General features: G+C 61.0%; 19 protein-coding genes. 14 read left to right on the top strand and 5 right to left on the bottom strand.

Translation table 11 applies throughout. From position 1 onward, the window contains the following. Nucleotides 1–11: 11 nt before the first annotated feature. Nucleotides 12–494 carry a PaaI family thioesterase gene (locus tag ARCT_RS0103110; protein WP_027238769.1) on the top strand — a complete coding sequence of 161 codons (483 nt, stop codon included), beginning with the start codon at nucleotides 12–14 and terminating at the stop codon, nucleotides 492–494. Further along, nucleotides 494–895 (top strand): PaaI family thioesterase, encoded by a 402-nt coding sequence (locus ARCT_RS0103105; RefSeq protein ID WP_027238768.1) that lies wholly within the window; start codon nucleotides 494–496, stop codon nucleotides 893–895. The genes ARCT_RS0103110 and ARCT_RS0103105 overlap by 1 nt, the downstream gene beginning before the upstream one ends. Before the next feature lie 15 nt (nucleotides 896–910). Here the strand turns inward: ARCT_RS0103105 and ARCT_RS0103100 are convergent, their stop codons facing one another. Further along, nucleotides 911–2,278, bottom strand: coding sequence for a TetR/AcrR family transcriptional regulator (locus ARCT_RS0103100; RefSeq protein WP_027238767.1), 1,368 nt, complete (start codon nucleotides 2,276–2,278; stop codon nucleotides 911–913). Nucleotides 2,279–2,305: 27 nt separating this feature from the next. On the opposite strand from ARCT_RS0103100, the gene ARCT_RS0103095 reads away from it, so the two are divergent. The 3 genes from ARCT_RS0103095 to ARCT_RS0103085 all read left to right on the top strand — a co-directional run bounded on the left by ARCT_RS0103095 (nucleotide 2,306) and on the right by ARCT_RS0103085 (nucleotide 6,031). Continuing rightward, complete coding sequence (locus tag ARCT_RS0103095) at nucleotides 2,306–3,130, top strand: glucose 1-dehydrogenase (RefSeq protein ID WP_322786393.1); 825 nt, start codon at nucleotides 2,306–2,308, stop codon at nucleotides 3,128–3,130. 112 nt (nucleotides 3,131–3,242) lie between these two features. Beyond that, the gene (locus ARCT_RS0103090) at nucleotides 3,243–5,180 is read left to right on the top strand and encodes an AMP-binding protein (RefSeq protein WP_027238765.1); all 1,938 of its coding nucleotides are present in this window, start codon (nucleotides 3,243–3,245) and stop codon (nucleotides 5,178–5,180) included. Further along, on the top strand, nucleotides 5,177–6,031 hold the full coding sequence (locus tag ARCT_RS0103085) for an SDR family oxidoreductase (RefSeq protein WP_027238764.1): 855 nt from the start codon (nucleotides 5,177–5,179) through the stop codon (nucleotides 6,029–6,031). Before ARCT_RS0103090 ends, ARCT_RS0103085 begins: the two co-directional genes overlap by 4 nt. A gap of 120 nt (nucleotides 6,032–6,151) precedes the next feature. Here the strand turns inward: ARCT_RS0103085 and ARCT_RS25170 are convergent, their stop codons facing one another. From ARCT_RS25170 to ARCT_RS0103070, 4 genes are all read right to left on the bottom strand, one after another. After that, complete coding sequence (locus tag ARCT_RS25170; protein WP_205855511.1) at nucleotides 6,152–6,571, bottom strand: flavodoxin family protein; 420 nt, start codon at nucleotides 6,569–6,571, stop codon at nucleotides 6,152–6,154. Between the two features lie 24 nt (nucleotides 6,572–6,595). Next, a complete protein-coding gene (locus tag ARCT_RS28765; RefSeq protein WP_276202234.1) occupies nucleotides 6,596–6,727 on the bottom strand; it encodes an NADPH-dependent FMN reductase family protein in 132 nt (43 codons plus the stop codon). Between the two features lie 229 nt (nucleotides 6,728–6,956). Continuing rightward, a complete protein-coding gene (locus tag ARCT_RS0103075) occupies nucleotides 6,957–8,495 on the bottom strand; it encodes a class I adenylate-forming enzyme family protein (RefSeq protein WP_027238763.1) in 1,539 nt (512 codons plus the stop codon). 27 nt (nucleotides 8,496–8,522) lie between these two features. Continuing rightward, nucleotides 8,523–10,556: an FAD-dependent oxidoreductase gene (locus tag ARCT_RS0103070; protein WP_027238762.1), complete on the bottom strand. Its 2,034-nt coding sequence runs from the start codon at nucleotides 10,554–10,556 to the stop codon at nucleotides 8,523–8,525. A 93-nt stretch (nucleotides 10,557–10,649) separates the two neighbouring features. Between ARCT_RS0103070 and ARCT_RS0103065 the strand changes: the two genes are divergently transcribed. Genes ARCT_RS0103065 through ARCT_RS0103025 form a run of 9 tightly spaced genes read left to right on the top strand, consistent with a single transcriptional unit; the run spans nucleotide 10,650 to nucleotide 21,500 of the window. Continuing rightward, nucleotides 10,650–11,831 carry an acyl-CoA dehydrogenase family protein gene (locus ARCT_RS0103065; RefSeq protein ID WP_027238761.1) on the top strand — a complete coding sequence of 394 codons (1,182 nt, stop codon included), beginning with the start codon at nucleotides 10,650–10,652 and terminating at the stop codon, nucleotides 11,829–11,831. Next, on the top strand, nucleotides 11,828–12,607 hold the full coding sequence (locus ARCT_RS0103060; protein ID WP_027238760.1) for an enoyl-CoA hydratase/isomerase family protein: 780 nt from the start codon (nucleotides 11,828–11,830) through the stop codon (nucleotides 12,605–12,607). The genes ARCT_RS0103065 and ARCT_RS0103060 overlap by 4 nt, the downstream gene beginning before the upstream one ends. Before the next feature lie 9 nt (nucleotides 12,608–12,616). Further along, a complete protein-coding gene (locus ARCT_RS0103055; RefSeq protein ID WP_027238759.1) occupies nucleotides 12,617–13,777 on the top strand; it encodes an acyl-CoA dehydrogenase family protein in 1,161 nt (386 codons plus the stop codon). Nucleotides 13,778–13,803: 26 nt separating this feature from the next. Continuing rightward, nucleotides 13,804–15,195, top strand: a complete 1,392-nt coding sequence (locus ARCT_RS0103050; protein ID WP_027238758.1) for a phenylacetate--CoA ligase family protein — start codon at nucleotides 13,804–13,806, stop codon at nucleotides 15,193–15,195. Further along, nucleotides 15,192–16,799 (top strand): acyl-CoA carboxylase subunit beta, encoded by a 1,608-nt coding sequence (locus ARCT_RS0103045; protein ID WP_027238757.1) that lies wholly within the window; start codon nucleotides 15,192–15,194, stop codon nucleotides 16,797–16,799. The genes ARCT_RS0103050 and ARCT_RS0103045 overlap by 4 nt, the downstream gene beginning before the upstream one ends. Nucleotides 16,800–16,809: 10 nt before the next feature. Continuing rightward, the gene (locus ARCT_RS0103040) at nucleotides 16,810–18,816 is read left to right on the top strand and encodes an acetyl/propionyl/methylcrotonyl-CoA carboxylase subunit alpha (protein WP_027238756.1); all 2,007 of its coding nucleotides are present in this window, start codon (nucleotides 16,810–16,812) and stop codon (nucleotides 18,814–18,816) included. A gap of 4 nt (nucleotides 18,817–18,820) precedes the next feature. After that, nucleotides 18,821–19,780, top strand: a complete 960-nt coding sequence (locus tag ARCT_RS0103035; protein ID WP_027238755.1) for a hydroxymethylglutaryl-CoA lyase — start codon at nucleotides 18,821–18,823, stop codon at nucleotides 19,778–19,780. Between the two features lie 11 nt (nucleotides 19,781–19,791). After that, nucleotides 19,792–20,706 (top strand): SDR family NAD(P)-dependent oxidoreductase, encoded by a 915-nt coding sequence (locus tag ARCT_RS0103030; RefSeq protein WP_036784116.1) that lies wholly within the window; start codon nucleotides 19,792–19,794, stop codon nucleotides 20,704–20,706. Beyond that, nucleotides 20,706–21,500, top strand: a complete 795-nt coding sequence (locus ARCT_RS0103025; protein ID WP_027238753.1) for a citryl-CoA lyase — start codon at nucleotides 20,706–20,708, stop codon at nucleotides 21,498–21,500. The genes ARCT_RS0103030 and ARCT_RS0103025 overlap by 1 nt, the downstream gene beginning before the upstream one ends. The last annotated feature ends 3 nt before the right edge of the window (nucleotides 21,501–21,503 follow it).

Here is a 21,503-nt window from a genome sequence, read left to right as displayed (position 1 = left end):
GGAAAGATCGCATGTCTGACATCACCAAGAAGAAGATGGAGCAAATCGCGCAAATGTGGAATGCGCGCGGCAAGGGCCTGATTACGCATATGGCGCTTGAGATCGAAGAGGTTTCGAGCGAAGGTGTTCGGGTTCGGATGCCGTTTAATCCGGATTTTTGCGTCGATGCGGACCAGACCCTGCTTCATGGTGGTATCCTGACGGCTCTCCTGGACAGTGTCTTCGGACTGGCAAACTTTGTGGCAATCGAGGGCGTCAGCACCATGGCCACTCTCGACCTCAGAGTTGATTACCTGCGCCCCGCCTATTCGCGCGCGGATGTCATCGTTCGCGCGCATTGTTTTCGGAAGACCCGCCATATTGCCTTCAATTCCGGCAGCGTCTGGTTCGAGGGCCATGAGAATGCTGAAATAGCCCGTGGAACCGCCTCGTTTGCTTTGACGCGCGGCGGCACTGACCTGTTTGATGCGATGACTAAAGGAAAAACCTCGTGATGGATGTGCAAACTGCCAATGCCAATGTATCCAGGGTGCCGTTCTTCCGATTTCTCAATTTTGAGATCCGAAGCTTGGACAACCTTCATGCCGAGGCTGAAATGACCTTTGATGACCGCCATATCGGTAACCCTGTCATGGAGTACTACCATGGCGGAATCATCGCGAGTTTCATGGAAGCCACGGCCGCGATCGCGGTACAGCCCGACTTCGCGGATGTCCCGGCCAAGCCGATTAACCTGACCGTCGATTACCTCCGACCTGGCGTGAAGGGCCCGCTTTTTGCCCGCGCCAACGTGACGCGCAAGGGCAAGCGGATGGCGAGCGTCAGCGTGATCACCTGGCAGACGGACCGGGAAAAGGCGGTTGCGGAAGGGCTGTATCACTTCCTTCTGGTCTGACCACTGCGACTGCTTTCAGGTCGTGCCTTGTCCTGTGGACGGGGCGGTTTCCCGGTTGCAAATTCCTTCCAGCAGAAGCTTGATGAGCATACCGGAGAACTCAGGCAGTGAGAGATACCCTTCCACTCCTGCCTTGTTCGGGTCGAACCACTCTACCGTCCAGTTCAAGGCACCCAACATCACCTGGCGCAAAGGAACGATCTTGATATCCGACCTTATGGCACCGTCTTGCTGCGCTTCGCGAAGGATCATGTCCCAAAGTCGTCCGTAGTCGTGGCGAATGCCTCGGTGCCTTTCCCGAAAGTGGTTGGGCAGCATCCCATAACTTCTGATGTTCGCTGAGGTGAACTCGCTTGCCTTAAAGAGAAAATCGAGATGCGTCCAGATTGCGGTTGCTATTCTGGTGTGATGATCGCATGGGGAATCGAACTTCTGAACGGCTGCACTGACACCGGATAGCAGATCGCTTAACCCTTCGTTGAGTACCTCGTCCACGATCGCTTCCTTGGATTTGAAATGGTAGTAGACGCTACCCGCCTTCATGTCCGATTCGTCAGCGATCTTCCGCAGCGTTGTCGCCTTGTAGCCATTGTCCCTCAGAACGCGCGCCGCCACTCGCAGGATCTCTGCGCGGGTCTTCGCGGCCTTGCCGTTGGTATCAGGGATATTGACGGGAGCGGCGGGGGTCAGCTTCAGACCTTCTGTTTCAGCTCTGCGATCCAAACACATACCGTCAAGTATCAGCTTGCTCATACGTTCAGCGAGGATGTGCACCGGATACTTTTCGACATCGTACCATTCCACGGTCCAGTTCATGGCACTCAGGATGAACTGGCGGATCACAGTAATGGATATGTCTCGTCGAAGGTGACCGTTACGTTTTGCTTCTTTCAGGAAATTGCCCCAGGCTGCTGCATAAGAGGCACGCAGATCACGGTGGGGAGCGCGTGTTTCATCCGACAACATCGGATAGTTCCGGATATTGGCCGAGGTGAAATCGCTCTCAGTCAACAGGTAGGTCAGGTGGGTTTCGATCAGCAATGCGAAAGTCCTGCGGAAATCCTCCGGATTCTTCTTTGCAACCCGAACGATTTGACTGACCGTTTCGTAGAGCTGACGCACACCAAGTTCCAGAACCTCGGTGAGAATCTGATCCTTGGATTGAAAATGGTAGTATATGCTGCCGGCCTCAACGCCCGCTTCCTGCGCGATATCGCGCATCGTCGTCGCGTGATAACCTTCATACCGAAAAAGTCGAGCGGCCGCCGAAAGGATCGCTTCGCGGGTTCTCTCCGACTTGCTCAGATCATCGTCTGCTCTCTTGGCTGCGTCTGTCATCTGTACCATTCCATGTCGATACTTGCCGGTGGTGAGGCTGTCCATTGCAATAATTCTAACAAATGTTAGAATATGAAGGAGAACGTACCGAATCAAGTTCTCTACGAAGGTCTATTGGAGAAGGAGGACCTCCTTATGCGAGGGTTGAGTGGGAAACGGGTCATCGTGACCGGCGGCGGCAGCGGCATTGGTCGCGCGGTTTGCGGACGGTTCGGCGAAGAAGGTGCCGAAGTCGCCGTTTTCGATCTGAACAAGGATGGGGCGGAAGAAACTGTCCGACTGATCACCGAGGCTGGCGGAAAGGCGCAGGCCTTCAAGGTAGATATCACCGACCACGCCCAGGTCGACAAGGCGGTGGCCGAATTCGAGGCCGGAGGCCCGATCGATGCGCTGGTGAACAACGCCGGCTGGGACGTGATTAAACCGTTCCTCGATACAGATGTCGATCTCTGGAAAAAGGTCATCGACATCAATCTATACGGTCCGCTGAACATGCACCACGCGGTGCTTCCGGGCATGGTGAAGAACGGTGGTGGCCGCGTTGTCAATATCGCGTCCGACGCTGGTCGCGTCGGGTCATCGGGCGAGGCTGTCTATTCGGCCTGCAAGGGCGGCATCATATCGTTCACCAAGACTGTAGCGCGCGAACTTGCACGCAAAGGTATTCAATTGAACGCCGTCGCCCCCGGTCCGACCGATACGCCGCTGTTCGCACAGGTTGCCCAGGGCGAAGCTGGTGAAAAAATTGCCGAAGGTCTCAAGCGGGCAATTCCGATGAAGCGCCTGGCGCAGCCGACAGATTACCCTGGCATCATCTGCTTCCTGTCGTCGGATGACGCCGGATTCATCACCGGCCAGGTGATATCGGTTTCGGGCGGCTTGTCCATGCACGGTTAACCGCTGGTCGCAGCGCCTGTTACATGGCGCTGCGACCAAGCCGTGACAAGATATTTTACCTCCCCGACTGGCCGCGCTCACTGTGCGGTCTTTTTTTGAAGAAAGGTGATGAATGTTTCAGCCAGACTCTGACATTCAGCGTTCAAGCACGCTGACCGCTTTTCTGAAGGACTGGGGCATTGACAGTTACGAAGATCTCGCCCGCCGCACCAATGAGGACCCGGACTGGTTCTGGGGCCGGATCATCGACCACGTCGGCATTCGGATCGCGCGACCCTACACACGATTGCGGGACATCTCCGAAGGTTCAGAATCGGTCAGATGGGCCGTCGGAGGCACTTTGAATCTGACGGAAACCTGTCTTGACGCCCGAATTGCCGATGGCCTGGGCGAAAAAGTCGCGATCGACTGGATCGGCGAAGACGGAAGCCGCCGCCGCTGGACCTATTCCCAACTTGCCGCCGAAGCCGCCCGCGCCGCCTCGGCCCTTGACGCGCGCGGCGTAAAGCCCGGTCAGGCGGTGGGCATTTATATGCCGATGATCCCCGAAATCGAGGCCGCGCTGCTGGGTATTGCCCGACTGGGCGCGGTCGCGGTGCCGCTGTTTTCCGGCTTTGCGCCCCATGCCATCGTATCGCGCCTGAACGATGCCGGTGCCGTAGCGGTGCTGACAGCGGATGCCACACCCCGGCGAGGCAAGCCGGTCTGGATGGAGGCGGCGCTTGCCGAAGCCCTGACCGAGGTGCCTTCGGTGCACACCGTGGTCAGCCTGCGACGGTTCGGCGGCGCGGTGGCCGATCCGACCCGCGATCTCGACTGGACCGAAACCGTGGGCCCCGCCAGTCCGGATTTCGCCGCTGTTCCCGTCAAGGCCGAAGATCCCTTCCTTATCGCCTATACATCGGGCACCACCGGGCGGCCCAAAGGCGTCGTGCATACCCATTTGGGGGTGCAGGCCAAGGCCACGGCTGATTTCCTGCTTTGTCTCGACATGAAACAGGATGACCGGCACCTGTGGATGACCGACATGGGATGGGTCATGGGACCGCTCACCCTTTTGTCGGTGCTGCTGTCGGGTTCAACGCTGGTGCTTGCTGAAGGCGCACCATCGATGCCCGGCGATTCGTTCAGACTTTTGCGCCTTGCGTCCGAGATGAAGGTCACGCATCTCGGCGTGGCGCCAACCCTGGTACGGCAGTTCATGACGCAGGAGCTCGAGCCGCTGACAGACTACGACCTGTCGCCCCTGCGCATTGTCGCCTCGACCGGGGAACCCTGGACCGAGGACGCCTGGCGCTGGCAACTGGATCATATCTGCCGCCGCCGCGCGGTGCCGCTGAACATCTCGGGCGGGACCGAGTTGTTCGGTGCTATTCTGACATCGACCGTGCTGCACGAAATCAAGCCCGGCGGATTTTCCGCCCAGGCCCTGGGGGTCGGCGCGAAAGTGCTGCGCGAGGACGGCAGCGAAGCCGCGCCGGGCGAGGTGGGCGAACTGGTCGTTACCCAGCCGCCTCTGGGGCTGACCCCGGCCATTTGGGGCGACCGCGATCGCTACCTTGAAACCTACTGGTCCACCTTCCCCGGCCTCTGGCGGCACGGCGACTGGGTGCGCTACGATCCGGACGGGACATGGTTTATCCTGGGCCGGTCTGACGACACGCTGAACATCGCCGGTAAACGGATCGGCCCGCCCGAGATCGAGGCGGCCCTGACCGAGAGCGGAGAGGTGGTGGATGCCGCCGCCATCGCGGCACCTGACGACATCAAGGGTGTGGCCGTCGTCTGCGTCTGCGTGGCGGCACCGGATGTGTCGCTGGACGCGGACCTCGTGGACCGGCTCAAGGATCGGGTCGGAGAGATCGTCTCGAAACCCTTCCGCCCGCGCGAGATCCACTTTGTCGAGGCGCTGCCAAAGACGCGTAGTATGAAAACCATGCGCCGGGTCGTGCGCGCCGCCTTCCTCGGCGAAGATCCAGGCGATCTGTCGTCGATCAGCAACCCTGAAACCATTCAACCCATCGCAGACCTGCAAAAGGAAAAGCCATGATCACTGTATTCGGAGCCACGGGCACCACCGGCGCGCCTCTTGTCGACACGCTTCTGGCAAAGGGCGCTACCGTGCGCGCTGTCACCAGTGACCCGGCAAAGGTTGGCACGCTCAAGGCCAAGGGATGCGAGGCGGTCGCCGCGGATTTCACCGATCCCGCCGCGCTGGCGCGGGCCTGTGACAGGGCAGAAAAGATATACCTGGTCACGCCTGCCCATCTGGACATGCGCCAATGGAAGGCGAACGTGATCGAGGCGGCCAAGGTCGCGGGGGTGCGCCATGTCGTTGTGGCCACCGGGCTGGGTGCGTCACCCAAGGCGGGGCTGACCTTTGGCAAATGGCATTCCGACACCCAGGAACTCTTGAAGCAAAGCGGCCTTGACTGGACCTTCGTTCAGCCGACCTATTTCATGCAGAACCTGCTCTGGCAGGCCGGCAGCATTGCGAAGAATGCGGTGTACTACGATGATCTGGGCGGCCCCGTTGCCTGGATCGACGCCCGCGACATCGCGGATGTCGCCGCCGAGGCGCTGACCGCTCCGGGTTACGCAGGCAAGGGTCTTGGTCTGACCGGGCCCGAAGCGCTGACCGGAGATGATATCGCGGCCCTTCTGTCCGAGGTGACAGGGCGAAATGTCACCTGCGCGCCCCTGTCGGCCGAGGATACCAAGGCGTCCATGATCGCCGGCGGAATGCAGGACGAGGTCGCCGGGGCCATGGTCGAACTGGCGTCCATCGCGCCCAAGGGCTACCTTGCCGGTATCGAGACCACGGTCAGCGACGTGCTGGGGCGCCCTGCCCGCCGATTTGCTGATTTCGTTGCCCAGAACCGGGATGCTTTCGTCCAGTGACCTGACGGCGATTGTCGGGCTGACAGGCGTGGCCGGATAACGGGCGGCCGGGCGGGACTCTGCGTTCCCGCCTCGACCGCCCCAAGCCGCAGGGGCCGGTCACCGGTCCGTGGCCCTGGTTCAGCCCTGCCAGCGCAGTGTGACTTCGGCCAACCGCTTGCCATAGGCGCGCGCGGTGTCCAGATCGCCACCGGCCGGGAACTCTTCGGGCGCGCTGTCGGAGGGCGCGATTGCCAGAAGGCCGGAATAACCACCTGTCCAGTTCATCTTTTCCGGGCCGTCGGCCTTGGTATTCGGCGCCATCAGCCCGACGCCGCACCAGATCTGGCCATGCTGTTGCGACAGCGTGATGAAATACTGGATGGTCGAGAATTTGTCACCGTTGACTGTAGCCGAGGTGGTGAACCCACCGGCGATCTTGTCCTTCCAGTTCTGCGTGAACCAGGGCTTCGAGCTGGCATCGGCGAACTTCTTGAACTGCCACGCGGGGCCGCCCATGTAGGTCGGACTGCCATAGACGATGGCGTCGGCAGCATCCAGCGCCGCCCAGCCGGCTTCGTCAAGTTACCCATTTTCGGGCAGTTTCAGAATCTTGGCTTCGGTGCCTTCAACACTTCTGACCCCTTCGGCCACGGCGTTCGCTTGAACCTCCGTGTGCCCATACCCGCTGAAATAGACAATTGCGACACTCGTCATGTTTTCGGTCTCCTTCTCGGTTTGAAACGCAATGCTGACGGCTTGGGATTGACGGTTACAAAAAGAAAGCGGATAATTATTTTACACCAACGCGATGATCCGGACAATCATCGGCAGGGGAATTCCCATCTTCGGTGTAAGTCACCGGAATACATTAATATTATATCAGCACCGGACGGGCTCACGGGATGTTATGTTCATGACCTCACATCCATTGTGCGCCGGTGTATCAACTGGTTTCGGCTTTCTCGTCCCCGATCCATGTTTCGAGCACATGCCGCTGAACCTTGCCGCTGGTCGATCTGGGAAAGTCCTCGAACGCGATAAAGCGAAACTCGCGCGGCCGTTTGTAGCCTGCGAGGCTTTCGCGGCACAAATTCATCAGCGCCTCGGCATCCGGCCCGTCATTGCCGCAGGCGACAAAGGCCACCGGGCTTTCCCCCCATTTCGTGTCAAATGCCCGCACCACCGCAGCATCGACTACACCGGGGTGGGATAGAAGCACACGCTCGATTTCCGCAGGATAGACATTCTCGCCGCCGGTCTTTATCAAGTATTTGGCCCGGTCCACAAAGTCGACCGTGCCGTCCACATTGCGCCGGAAAAGGTCACCCATGTGGAAGAAGCCGTTGCGAAAGTCGCGGGCGTTGGTGTCGTCGGCGTTCCAGTACCCTGAAAACAACGTTGGGCCCCGCACTGCCATTTCGCCCGGCGTTCCATCGGGGACTTCGCGGTCGTCAGGATCGACCAGCCGAACCTCGCAAAATGCGCTGATGCGCTTGGAAAGCCGGTGCGGGGTAACACCCGGCGCAATCAGATCGGCGGTCCCCGGCGGCAGGCCGGTTTCGGTTGCCCCGAAGGAATTCAGATAGGGCGTGTCCAGAAGGCCCGTCAGTTCCGCGATTTGATGCGGCGGCACCAGATCGGCCATTGCGCCGCAAACCTTGATGCCCTTCACCGGCAGAGGGTTGGCGCGCCGGTCTGCGATAAAGGCGTCCAGCGCACCCGGCATCATCACGAACCAGCCGATCCTGTGGCGCGACAGCGCCTCGTTGATGACCGCAGGCTGCAAACCATCCACCATCACCACGGTCCCGCCCCGCAGGATTGTCGCCAGCGCATGATCGGTGGACGCCATGTGGAACATCGGTGCCCAGGCGATGAACCCGTCGCTGGGATCCAGCGCCAGTTGTGCCGCAAAAGCCATGGATCGGGCGATATGCGCGCGGTGGCTGATGAGCGCCCCCTTGGGCAGGCCCGTGGTCCCCGAGGTGTAAAGGATCGTCAGACCGGCCTCTGGATCGTCTACCATGGTTCCGGTGCGCGGGTCCGGTTCGACCCCGGCAATGGCCGTGTCCAGGTCTGGCCCGACGGTCAGACAGGGTGTCGCCGCGACGGCCCGATAGGCTTCTGAAAGATCCGGTTCGGCGACGGCGAGAACCGGCGCGACCAGATCGATGCAATGCCGCAGTTCATCGGGAGCAAGCCGCCAGTTCAGGCAAGCGACGATCGCGCCGATTCCCGCCGCAGCCAGTTCGACCTCCAGGTATTCAGACCGGTTGTGCGACAGGATCGCGATCCTGTCGCCGGGTGCCACGCCTCTTGCCAGAAAGACGGCAGCCAGACGATCGACGCGCCCCAGCAATTCGCCGTAGGTCAGTTTCTTGCTGCCGTCCTCAATGGCCAAAGCCCCGGCGCAGTCCTGTGCGCGGGTTCGAAAGATCGAATACAGATCAGCGCGCCCTGCACGGATGACGTCGGTCAGCATGGTTTCCTCCCTTGCCAGGGCTTCGGTTCAGAGACTTTGCGCCAGACGCACCCCTTCATCAATGGCGCGCAGAGCATCAAGTTCGGCGGCCTCCTTTGCCCCGCCGATCATCGTAACCGTGACACCGCGGGCGGCAAGCTCCTCTGCCAGGGCGCGTTCCGGCTCCTGGCCGGTGCATAGCACAATCGTATCGGCCGAGATGATCATTGGGCTTTCGTCCGTGAGGATATGCAGCCCCGCGTCGTCGATGCGGTCATAGGTCACCCCGCCCATCGCCTCGACCCCGTGTTTGCGCAGCGCGTTGCGCAGAATCCACCCTGTTGAAACTCCAAGCCCCGCGCCCGGTTTTGCTGTCTTGCGCTGAAGCATAACGACTTTGCGTCGCGACGGTTTCGGTGCCAATGGATCGCCAGCCAGGGCGCCCGGGGTGGCAAACTCGGGGTCCACGCCCCATGTTTCGCAAAAGGCGTCTGTGTTGGCGGCCTCGGCGGGTTCGGTCACCAGGAATTCGGCCACATCATGGCCAATGCCACCGGCCCCCATCACCACGACACGGTCGCCCGCCTCGCGGTCGCCGGACAGGATTTCCGCATAAGTCGCGACGCTGGGATGGTCGATACCCGGCAGGTCGGGAATACGCGGCGTGACCCCTGTGGCGATAACCACATGGTCGAAACCGTCAAGATCGTTCACGTCGGCCCGCTGCCCCAGCCGCTGTTTGGCCCCGTGCTTTCTCAGCTGACCGGCATAATACCGCAGGGTTTCGTCGAATTCGTCCTTGCCCGGCGCCGCGCGGGCCAGATTCAGCTGGCCGCCCAGTTTGTTCTGCGCTTCGAACAGCGTGACATCGTGGCCCAGCCGCGCCGCCTCGGCCGCCGTGGCCAGGCCCGCCGCGCCGCCGCCAACCACAGCCACTTTCTGCGGCGCGTCAGTTGGCGTGTCCCGAAATTCGGTTTCACGCCCGGCGCGTGGGTTGACCAGACACCCGACAGGCCGGTCCGAAAAGATGAAATCCAGACAGGCCTGGTTGCAGGCGATGCAGGTGTTGATTTCGTCCGCGCGGCCGTCGCGCGCCTTTTTCACGAAATGCGGGTCGGCCAGAAACGGGCGCGCCATCGAGATCATGTCTGCATCGCCAGAGGCAAGGATGTCTTCGGCAAGCTCGGGCGTATTGATTCGGTTCGAGGCGACCACCGGAATCGATACCGCCGCTTTCACGTTGGCCGCTGCCTTGCGCCAGGCGCCGCGCGGCACCGGATAGGCGATGGTCGGCACGCGCGCCTCGTGCCAGCCGATGCCGGTGTTCAGAATATCCGCGCCTGCCGCCTCGATCTTGCGCGCCAGTGCGGCGATTTCATCGGCGGGCGCGCCGCCCTCGACCAGATCGGCGGCGGAAATCCGGTAGATGACCAGAAAGTCGGGCCCGCAGCGTTCACGCACCGTGCGCACGATCTCGACCGGGAATCGATGGCGCTTCTCGGCGCTTCCGCCCCAGTCGTCTTCGCGCTTGTTGGTGTGGGTAACGGTGAATTCGTTAATCAGGTATCCCTCGGACCCCATGATTTCGACGCCATCGAACCCGGCCGCCTGCGCGTTGGCGGCTGCCGCGGCGAAATCCTCGATGGTGCGGCGGATGTCAGCATCGGACATTTCACGCGGGACGAAACGGTTGATCGGTGCACGGATCGGCGACGGGGCCACACAACCTTCGATTTTTGCATAGCGCCCGGCGTGGAGGAGTTGCGCGCAGATCAGGCTGCCTTCGGCCTGCACCGCCTCGCAGATCGGGCGCAGGCTGCGCGCCTCTTCCGGGTCGTCGATTCGCGGACCTTCGGGATCGAATATGCCCTCGGCATTGGGGGAAAACCCGCCGGTGACCAGAATCGCCGCCTCCCCCCGCGCCCGCTCAGAATAAAAGGCGATCTGTTTGGCTATGCCGTCAGGCTCGGTTTCCAACCGCGTGTGCATCGACCCCATGATGACACGGTTTCGCAATGTATGCTGGCCTGCGCGGATCGGCGAGAGCATGGTCCCGAAGCTCTCCGTTGGCTTATTTTCCATTGTGGGCATCCTCCTCAAAACTATGCTTGATCTGTATTCTAACAAATGTTAGATTTTTGGAAAGATAAATTTCGGTCATTGGGAGGAGCACCGATGCATTTCCAGCCAACAGACGATCAGAAGGCTTTTCGCGAAACCGCGAAGCGCTTCGCAACTGAAAAGCTTGCGCCCACATATCAGGAGCGCGCAAGCGGCCATACCTTTGATCGTGCGCTGATCAAGGAGATGGGCGCACTCGGTCTGATCGGGGCCGATCTGCCGGAAGAATTCGGCGGACTGGGTGAAAGCTCTGTCGCGTCAGGGCTGATCGTCGAAGAGATCGCCTATGCTGATTTCAACGCAAGTTACGTGCAGCTTCTCGGCTCTCTCATGGGCGGAATGGTTGCCAAGCATGCCTCCCGCGACATCGCGGCGAAATGGGTGCCCAAGGTTGTTTCGGGTGATGCCGTCATTGGTCTGGGTCTGACAGAGCCGCGCGGCGGATCGGACGCGGCGAACCTGATTCTGAAGGCCGAGAAATCCGGAAACGGTTGGCGGCTGAACGGTGAAAAGACATCCATGAGTTTTGCCAGTCAGGCCGATGCGGCGGTCGTCTTTGCCCGCACCGGCGATCCTAACGGTGGCTCACGCGGGGTCAGCGCCTTTTTTGTCGATCTGAACCAGGACGGCATCAAGCGCACGCATTTTGACGACATCGGCACCAAGCCCGTCGGGCGTGGGTCGGTGTTCTTTGACGACGTCTTCGTGCCGGCCGAAAACATGATGGCCGAACAGGATCGCGCCTTCGGAACGATCATGGCCGGGTTTGATTATTCGCGCGCACTGATCGGGCTGGAGTGCCTGGGTGCCGCGCAAGCGTCGGTGGATGAAACCTGGGCCTATGTCCAGGAACGCGAAGCCTTTGGTGCGCCGATTGTGCAGTATCAGGGCGTCAGTTTCCCGCTGGCCGAAGCCGAAACTCAACTGACCATGATGCGCCAGCTTTGCTATTACACGCTGGACCTGCGCGACCGTGGTCTGCCGCATACGTCCGAGGCGGCCATGTGCAAATGGTACCTGCCCAAAACCGCCTGCGAGATCCTGCACCAGTGCCTGATCCTGCACGGACATTACGGCTATACCACCGACCTGCCTCACCACCAGCGCTATAACGATGTGCTTGGTCTGCAGATCGGTGACGGCACCGCGCAGATCCAGAAGCTGGTGATTGCCCGCGAGAAGGTCGGACGGATGGCGCTGCAATATGACAAGAAGGCGACGGGAGCTCAGAAATGAGCAATCCCATTATCGTCACGACCGAGGGCAACACCGGCATCATCGAGCTGGCCCGCCCCGAGAAATTCAATTGCCTGTCACTTGACGTGCATGAGCGCATATCTGCCGCGCGTTCGGAATTCGAGGCGAACCCGGATATCCGGGCGATCCTCATCCGGGCACAGGGCAAGAACTTTTGCACCGGTGCCGATCTGGTGGAAGTGAAAGGTAAATTGAACGATCCCGCCGCGCTGGATCACTTCATCGCCTTTGGCATGGAAAACCTGCGTGCGCTCGAAACCTCCTCCCTCCCTGTCGTGGTGGCAGTGCAGGGGTTGTGTCTGGCCGGCGGGATCGAACTGATGTTGGCTTGCGATGTGTGTTTCGCCGCCGAAACCGCTCAGTTTGGCGATCAGCATGCACAATTCGGACTGATTCCCGGTTGGGGCGGCTCGCAGCGGCTAACGCGGTTGATGGGGCAGCGCCGGGCGCTCGACCTGATGTTCTCAGCCCGCTGGCTTGCGGCGGGCGCGGCCAAAGAGGCCGGTCTGGTCAACTATATCGTGCCGGATGCGGATCTGCATCAGGCCGCGTTGGAATACTGTCAGAAAATCACCACCCGCTCGCGTCCCGGTATCGCCGAGATGAAGCGGCTGGCGCGGGAAGGCACGGACCTGGGCATCGACCAGCAAATGCGGCTGGAACGTGACGCCGCCGTGCGCGCGCTGCCCAGTGATGACGTCGCCGAAGGGCTCGACGCGTTCGAGAACCGGCGCACCCCTGAATTCAAGGCCTGAGGACGAAACATGGAATTCACTTTGAACGACGAACAGCGCCAGATTTACGAATACGGCGGTCAGTTGGCGCAGAAATACGACAATGCGTATTGGCTCGACCACGCCCGCAGGCATGAGTTCCCGCACGAGATGTTCAAACAGATTGCTGACGATGGTTTTCTGGGCATCATGGTGCCCGAGGAATACGGCGGCGCCGGCCTTGGCATGACCGAAATGGCGTTGTTCATGGAGGGCACCGCCAATCACGGCATACCGCTTCTGATGATGGTGGTCGGGCCGACCATGTCGCTGGCCCATATCGCCAGCCACGGGAGCGAATTCCACAAGAAGGAGCTGCTGCCGGCTGCCTGCCGCGGTGATATCCAGTTCTGTTTCGCGATCACCGAACCGGGTGCCGGGTCGAACACGATGAAGGCCACCACGCTGGCTAAGCGTCGGGGCAACCGGTTCAGCCTGTCGGGCGAAAAGACCTTTATCACCGGCGCCGAGGTGTCGGACTATTGTCTGGTGGTGGCGCGCACCAAGCCGCACACAGAAGTCAGCCGCAAGACCGACGGCTTTACCCTGTTCGCCGTAGATCTGAAGAAAAAAGGCGTCGACAAGCAGCGGGTGAAGATCTCGATCCCCCTGCCCGAAGAACAGTGGACCTTGTTTTTCGACGAGGTGGATCTGGGCCCCGAGGATGTGGTCGGCGAGGTGGACGAAGGGTTCTCGATCCTGTTCGACAGTCTCAACCCCGAACGCATCATCCTGGCCGCTTTGTGCTGCGGCATCGGCCGCTTCGCGCTGAACAAGGGCGTGGCCTATGCCTCCGAGCGCAATGTTTTCGGCCAACCCATCGGTGCACACCAGGGCGTGCAGCACCCGATGGCCAAGGCGCACACAGCGGTCGAGATGGCCAGCCTGATGACCCGTCGCGCGGCCTGGGAATTCGACAACAAGCTGCCCGCGGGGGCCTCGTCGAATATGGCCAAGTATGCCGCCGCCGAAGCTGGGATCGAAGCGGTGGACGCCGCGCTGCAGGCGCATGGCGGATCGGGTTTCACCGAGGATACGGGACTTTACGAGATGTATCCGCTGGTGCGCCTGTTGCGTACGGCACCCGTGAACCGCGAGCTGTGCCTCAGCTTCATCGGCGAAAAGGTCATGGGTCTGCCGCGGTCCTATTGATCGCCCGGTCCGGAACGGAGGACAATATGCAATTTGGAATGCGCTTCCGGCGGGAGGATGCCGCCGATAAGGTAAACGATCGTTTCTGGCACGAAATCGAGGGCACGCCGCTTGACGAAGTGCGCCGCATTCAGGAAGAGCGACTGCGTGCGCAGATGGCCTATCTCAAGACGAACTCGACCTTCTATCAGGAAAAGTTAGCCGAAGCGGGCGTGGAGTTCGACGATATTCGCACCATCGAAGACCTGCAAAAGCTGCCCTATACTTACAAGACCGAGATCCGCGAAAGCCTGGCCGCCGAGCCGCCGTTTGGCAAACACCGCGCCGCGCCGATGGCCGACATCATTCAGATGCAGGCCTCGTCGGGCACCACCGGCAGCCCCTCATATGTTGCCCTTACCGAATCCGACGCCGAAATGTGGCACGAGATGACAGCGCGCTGCTTCTTTGCCAATGGCGTGCGCCCCGGCGACATGGTGTTGCACGCGTTTTCGCTGGCCAAGGGCTTTGTCGGCGGCATCCCCGTGATGCAGGGATTGCAGTACATGGGCACAATCGATGTGCCGGTGGGGGCGGATGGCGGTGCGGAGCGGCTGCTGCGCGCTTGCGCCGACACGCGTCCGCGCTGCATCGTCGGCGCGCCGAACTTCGTGCTGCACCTGGCGGAAAACGCGCCAGAGGTGCTGGGATGCAAGGCCAGTGAGCTGGGAGTGGAACAGGTGATCGTCGGAGGAGAGCCCGGTGGTGGCATCCCGGCAATTCGCGCCAAGATCGAAGCGGCCTGGGGTGCGAAATGCACCGAAATGCTGGGTGGCACCGATCTGGGTGTGACCTACTGGGCCGAATGCGACGCCCAGTCGGGGATGCACATGGTCAACATGGACTATATCATCACTGAATTGCTCGACCCCGAGAGCGGCGACATCATCCCTTGGAAAAAAGGCGCCGAGGGCGAGATGATCTATACCGCGATTGGCCGTCAGGCGAGCCCGGTGGTGCGTTTCCGGTCCGGCGACTATATCGAGGTGATCGACACCGAATGTTCCTGCGGGCGTACCGGACCCAAGATCCGCTGCACCGGCCGGACCGACGACATGCTGATCGTGCGCGGGGCCAATGTGTTCCCGTCGGCCATCAACAGCGTGATCACCGAGATGGTGCCGGACACTAACGGCGTCATGCGCATCGTGGCCGATTTCGAAGGTCATACCACGCAGGGCGCGCTGAAAGTGATCGTCGAACGCGGACCCGACCGCGATACCGCGGACGATGCTGCCCTCAAGAAGAAAATCGAACAGCGCCTGCGCGATGCCCTGGTCTTCAAGGCCGACGTTCACCTGGTCGCGCCCGACACTTTTGAAAAACCCGGCGCCGCCAAGGTTGCCTTTGTTCTGAGAGAATATCCCGACCTGCCATGACAAAAATGATATCCCTGCTCGATACCGGGTCAGATGACTTCCGGCAAAACGATACACAGTATCGCGACAAAGTCGGCGAGCTGCATGCCCTTCGCTTGCAACAACGTGTCGGTGGCCCTGAAAAGGCCCGCGAACGGCACGTGTCGAAAGGCAAGATCCTGCCGCGCGAACGCGTCGAACGGCTGATCGATCCGGGCACCCCCTTTCTGGAAGTCGGGGAGCTTGCCGGGCTGAACAAATATGATGGTGTACCGCCGGGGGCGGGCATCATCACTGGCATCGGCGTGATCGAGGGCCGCCAGTGCATGATCATCGCCAATGATGCCACCGTGAAGGGCGGCACCTATTTCGGCATGACCTGCCGCAAGCACGTGCGCGCCCAGAAGATCGCGTGGAAGAACCGCCTTCCGGTGATCACGCTGGTCGATTCCGGCGGCGCGTTTCTGCCGGATCAGGAGAACATTTTCCCCGATGAGGGGCAGTTCGGATCGATCTTTCACCAGCAGATCGGCATGTCCGGTGACGGTGTGCCGCAGATCGCGGTGGTCATGGGCCCCTGCACTGCGGGTGGTGCCTATATCCCGGCGCTCTGCGACGAGGTGGTGATCGTGCGCGGTCAGGGCTTTATGTATCTGGGCGGACCGGAACTGACCTTTGCTGCCACCGGCGAAAAGGTGGATGCCGAAGAACTTGGCGGCGGCAAGATGCACTCGTCCGTGTCGGGTGTGACCGACCATCTTGCCGAGGATGACGCCCACGCGCTGGCCATCACCCGCGAGATCGTCAGCCATCTGGGCGAAAAACCCCTGCCCCGCAAGACGCCCAAGACGCCGCGCGCGCCCGCCTATCCGGTCGAGGAAATCTACGGCATCGTCAGCCGCGACCCCAAGGTGCCAACCGACAACCGCGAGATTGTCGCACGGCTGGTGGATGACAGCGATTTCCACGAGTTCAAGCCGCTTTATGGTGACACGATCATGACCGGCTGGGGCCGGATCCACGGCCACGAAGTGGGCATTCTCGCCAATACCGGCGTGCTGTTCGTCGAGGCCGCGTTGAAGGCGACGCATTTCATCAACCTCTGCGTACAGCGCGACATTCCACTGCTGTTTCTGGCGGATGTGAACGGCTTCATGGTTGGCCGCGAGGTCGAACAGATGGGCATCGCCAAGGCGGGTGCCAAGATGATCACGGCCATGTCTTCGGCCCGGGTGCCAAAGTTTACCATCATCACCGGCGGCTCTTACGGGGCGGGATACCTGGCAATGCTGGGCCGCCCGTTCCAGCCGGACGCAATGTTCGCCTGGCCAACAGGACGGTCCGCGATCATGGGGCCGGAACAGGCCGCCAGCGTGCTGGCGCAGGTCCGCGCACAGATCAACGAACGCGAAGGCAAAAGCTGGACCCCCGAAGAGGAGGAAGCCTTCAAGGCGCCCATCCGCAAGGAATACGAGGATTTTCAAGGTGCTTACAATTTTGCCTCTAACCTCTGGATCGACAGCGTGATCGAGCCTTGTGAAACCCGCGATGTCATGGCGCTCATGCTGGATGTGACCTCGCGCAGACCCAAGGCCGAAACCAATTTCGGCGTGTTCAGGATGTGAGGAGCGAATCATGAAAATCAAAACGCTTCTAATCGCCAATCGCGGCGAAATTGCCTGCCGGATCGCGCGCACCGCGCGGGCCAGCGGTATCACCCCTGTTGGCGTGCATTCCGAAGCCGACGCCAATGCCCTACATGTCCGCGAGATCGGGCAATCAGTCTGCATCGGTGCCGGACCGGCGTCCGAGAGCTATCTGAAGATCGACGCGGTGATTGCCGCCGCGAAATCGGTCGGCGCGGATGCGATCCATCCCGGTTATGGCTTTCTGGCCGAGAACTCTGATTTTGCCCGTGCGGTCGAGGCCGCCAGCATGGTCTTCATGGGGCCGACCCCGGACACGCTTGACCGTTTCGGCGACAAGGCCAGCGCCAAAGAGGCTGCCGTGGCCGCCGGCGTCCCGGTTATTTCGGGTGCCGAAGGCGCGTGGTCCGATCCGCAAGAGATTGCCGATGAAGTCCGCGCAATGGGCCTGCCCGTTCTGCTCAAGGCCGTCGGCGGCGGTGGCGGGCGCGGCCAGCGGCTTGTCACCGATGAGGCCACCCTTGTGGAAGACATCGAAGGCGCCCTTCGCGAGGCGAAATCCACCTTTGGCTCCGAAGGGCTGTTGCTGGAACGTTTCCTGCCAGAAGCGCGCCATGTCGAAGTGCAGATCGCGGGTGATGGCAAGGGGCACGTGGTGCACCTGTTCGAACGTGACTGCACGCTTCAGCGCCGTCACCAGAAGGTTATCGAAGAGGCTCCGGCTTGGGGCTTGCCCCGTGCGCTGCTGGACGAGATCGCGCATGACGCGGTGCGCCTGGGTGAAACGCTTGACTATCGCGGCCTCGGCACGGTGGAGTTTCTGGTCGCGGGCGAGGATTACTTCTTTCTTGAGGTGAACCCCCGCATCCAGGTGGAACACCCCGTCACCGAGGCGATCACCGGCCTGGATCTGGTTGCTCTGCACCTGCGCATTGCCGAAGGCGCAGGCCTTGGTCTGGTGCAGGATGATCTGGCGATCAATGGCCACGCGGTCGAGGCGCGGCTTTACGCCGAAGATCCGGCGATGCAGTTCGCCCCCTCAACCGGCACCTTGACCACGCTCAGCCTGCCGGAAGGTTTGCGCATCGACAGCGGTGTCGAAGAAGGCGACGCAGTGACGCCCTTCTATGATCCGATGATCGCCAAACTGATTGTGCATGCACCCGACCGGGAAACCGCCTTGGCGCGGCTGGCGACAGCCTTGGACCACGTCGCGGTTGAGGGTGTGCAAACCAATCGCGCCTTCCTGACGGCGTTGGTGCGGAACCCGGAATTCGAACGGATGCAGGTTCACACGCGCTGGATCGACGGCAGGCTGGACGAACTGACACAGGCAGCCCCCCTTGTCCGTCCCGATCTGTGGAAGGCGGCAGCCGCCATTCTCTTCGTGGCCAAGTCGCGTGGCGGTACTGATGCCAATCCCTGGACCAACCGTGACTCCTTTACCGGCTGGCGGCTTGGCCTGGGCGGTGATGCGATCGAAGCGGGGCCGAGTGTGACGCTCACCGATTCAGACGATGAATCCGAGGAATTGCGCATCGGACCTGTCAAACCGGGTGCCAAATACACCGTCCATTCGGAAAACGGCGAAGCGCTGACACTGTCCGCCCGTGAAATCACGCCGGGCCGCTGGCGCCTGAGTGAAGGCGACACCGTCCACCTGATCGAAGCACGTCTGAGCGCCGGCGTGATCGAACTGGACACGCCCGAAGGCCGCCTGGTCTTCCGTCCGGCCGCGCCCCTCGCCTTTGCTGGCGGTGATGCGGTGGCAGATCGCGCCGTGACCTCTCCGCTGACAGGGATGATTGTCGAAATCAAGGTCGCCGAAGGCCAGGCTGTCGCAGAGGGTGACGTGGTTGCGGTGATGGAATCGATGAAACTTGAAATCTCGATCCGGGCGGCTGCAGCCGGGATCGCCAGCAACATTTCCGTCTCGAATGGGGACATGGTCGATCGCGGCCAGGTCATCGCCGAGATTCTACCGTCCGAGGAGTGATGACATGAGCGACTTTCCCAAATTCGTCGAATTTCGAGAAGAAGGCCCGCGTGAGGGATTTCAGATCGAAAAAAAGATCTATCCGATCGAAGAACGGATCGAACTGATCGACATGCTCAGCGAAACCGGTCTGAAGCGCATTCAGGTCGGTAGCTTTGTCAGCCCGAAATATGTGCCGCAGATGGCAGACACCGGGGAGTTGTTCCAGCGTATCAAGCGCAAGCCGGGCGTGAATTACACGTCGCTGTGGCTGAACGACAAAGGGTTTCGCAAGGCCCTGACGGCGCATGAGGTCGATATCGACCCGCGCCTGCTGTTCTATCCTTCCGAGGCATTTGCCCAATCGAACAACAATTGTTCGTCCGCAGACATGCGGGAAAAACAACGCGACTGGGTTCGTCTTTACAAGGAAGAGGGATATACGGTCGACGCGGCCTATGTGATGACCGCCTTCGGCTGCAACCTCGAAGGCCCCATCCCGCAAGAACGCATTCTGGACGATTTCCGCTTCATTCTTCAGCTTTGCGAAGAAGAGGACATCCCCGTGCCAATCCTTGTGATCGCCGACACCATGGGCTGGGGAAACCCCGAGGCGGTCAAACGCATGATCGACGCCCTGCGCGAAATGGCGCCCGAGGCGCGCATCGGTATGCATATCCACGACACGCGGGGGCTTGGGATCGCCAATCTCCATGCCGCCCTGTCGATGGGTGTGGACATGTTCGAAAGCTCGGTCGCCGGTCTTGGCGGTTGTCCTTTCGCGGGCCACGGCCACGCCCGCGCCGCAGGAAATGTCTGCACTGAGGATGCGGTGTTCCTGTGTCACGAGCTCGGCATCGAAACCGGCATTGATCTGGACAAGCTGATCGCAGCGGCGGCCAAGGCGGAAGAGATCATCGGCGTACCGCTCATGGGCCGGGTCATGCATACCGGCGGCCTGGACAAATATCGCAAGGCAAGCTGAGGGAGATGAGAATGTCAAAGGCACTTGATGGAAAGGTTGTTCTGGTCACCGGGGCCGGGGGCGGGATCGGGTGTGACATCGCCTTGATGGCAGCCTCCGAAGGCGCTGCCGTTGTGGTCAATGATCTGGGCGCGTCACTGAAGGGCACCGGACAGACGGAAACTGCGGCGCAGAAAGTCGTTGAAGAAATCAAGGCCGCCGGGGGCGACGCCATTGCCGATGGCGGCAACGTCACCGACCCCGACGCCGCCCGCGCGATGATCGAGGCCGGTGTCAAGGAATTCGGCCGCATCGACGCGGTGGTGAACAACGCCGGCATCCTGCGTGACGGGTTCTTCCACAAGATGACATACGAGGATTTCGACGCGGTGGTGAAGGTCCACCTGTACGGCGCCTTCAATACCAGCCGCGCGGCGGCCGATTATTTCCGCGAACAGGAGGGCGGTGCTTTGGTGCACATGACCTCGACCTCGGGGCTGATCGGCAATCTGGCGCAGGCGAACTATTCGGCCGCAAAGCTGGGCATCGCGGCCTTCTCGAAATCGGTCGCGCTCGACCTGAAACGTTGGAACGTGCGTTCGAACTGCATCGCGCCCTTCGCCTGGAGCCGGATGATCTCGTCTATCAAGACAGACACCCCGGAACAGGTGGCGCGTGTCGAGAAGATCAAGGAAATGACACCGGCCAAGGTCGCGCCAATGGCCTGTTTTCTGATGAGCGACCGCGCGTCTGACGTTTCCGGTCAAATCTTTGCGGTTCGCAAAAACGAGATCTTCCTTTTCAATCAGCCCCGCCCCGTGCGGTCGGTCCATTCCGGTGATGGCTGGACCGCCGATGAAATCGCCGAGCGCGCCATTCCCGCGCTCAAATCACAGTTCACGCCGCTCGAAGTTTCGGCGGATGTCTTTTCATGGGATCCGGTCTAATGAAAAAACGCAAAGAAAAAATCAGCTCCGATATTGCCTGGAGCACCTCTGACAAGATCAGCGTGCGTGGCCTCGACCTGCCGAACGAGATCCTCGGGCACATGAACCTCGGCGATCTGGCGTTCCTGCAGTTGACGGGACGGAAAGCCACGCCCGAGGAAAGCCGGGTGTTCAACGCCGTCGTCATTACCCTTGTCGAACATGGCATCACGCCTTCGGCTCTGGCGGCGCGGATGACTTACATGGGTGCGCCGGAATCGCTTCAGGCGGCCGTTGCGGCCGGGCTGTGTGGGCTTGGCACCGTCTTTGTCGGTTCGATGGAGGGTTCCTCGAAAATGCTTTACGAGGCGCTGCCGCAGGACAAGTTGGGCACCGGTGTCGATCTGGATGCGCTTGCCGTCGAAACAGTTGAAAAATTCCGCGCCCGCAAGGCCATCGTGCCGGGGCTTGGCCATCCGGTGCACAAGCCCGTCGATCCGCGCACGCCGCGCCTGTTCCAGATCGCCGCCGAAAACGGAAAATCCGGTGAATACATCGCGTTGATCCAGAAAATTCAGGCCGTCGCCGAAGAAAAATCGGGCAAGATGCTGCCGATCAACGCCACTGGTGCGATCGGTGCAATCTGCTGTGAATTCGGCTTCCCCTGGAAGATCGTGCGCGGCTTTGGCGTCATGGCGCGTGCCATCGGTCTGGTCGGTCATATCCTCGAAGAGAGCGAAAACCCGATTTCCTATGAGCTGTGGCAGCGCGCCGAACAGGAAATTCTTGAAACGTCGGGACCGGGAGCGAAGTAACCA

Source organism: Pseudophaeobacter arcticus DSM 23566, from assembly GCF_000473205.1.
Classification (GTDB): domain Bacteria; phylum Pseudomonadota; class Alphaproteobacteria; order Rhodobacterales; family Rhodobacteraceae; genus Pseudophaeobacter; species Pseudophaeobacter arcticus.
Note: the sequence above shows the minus strand (reverse complement) of the source record. Positions and strands in the feature narration are given on the sequence as shown.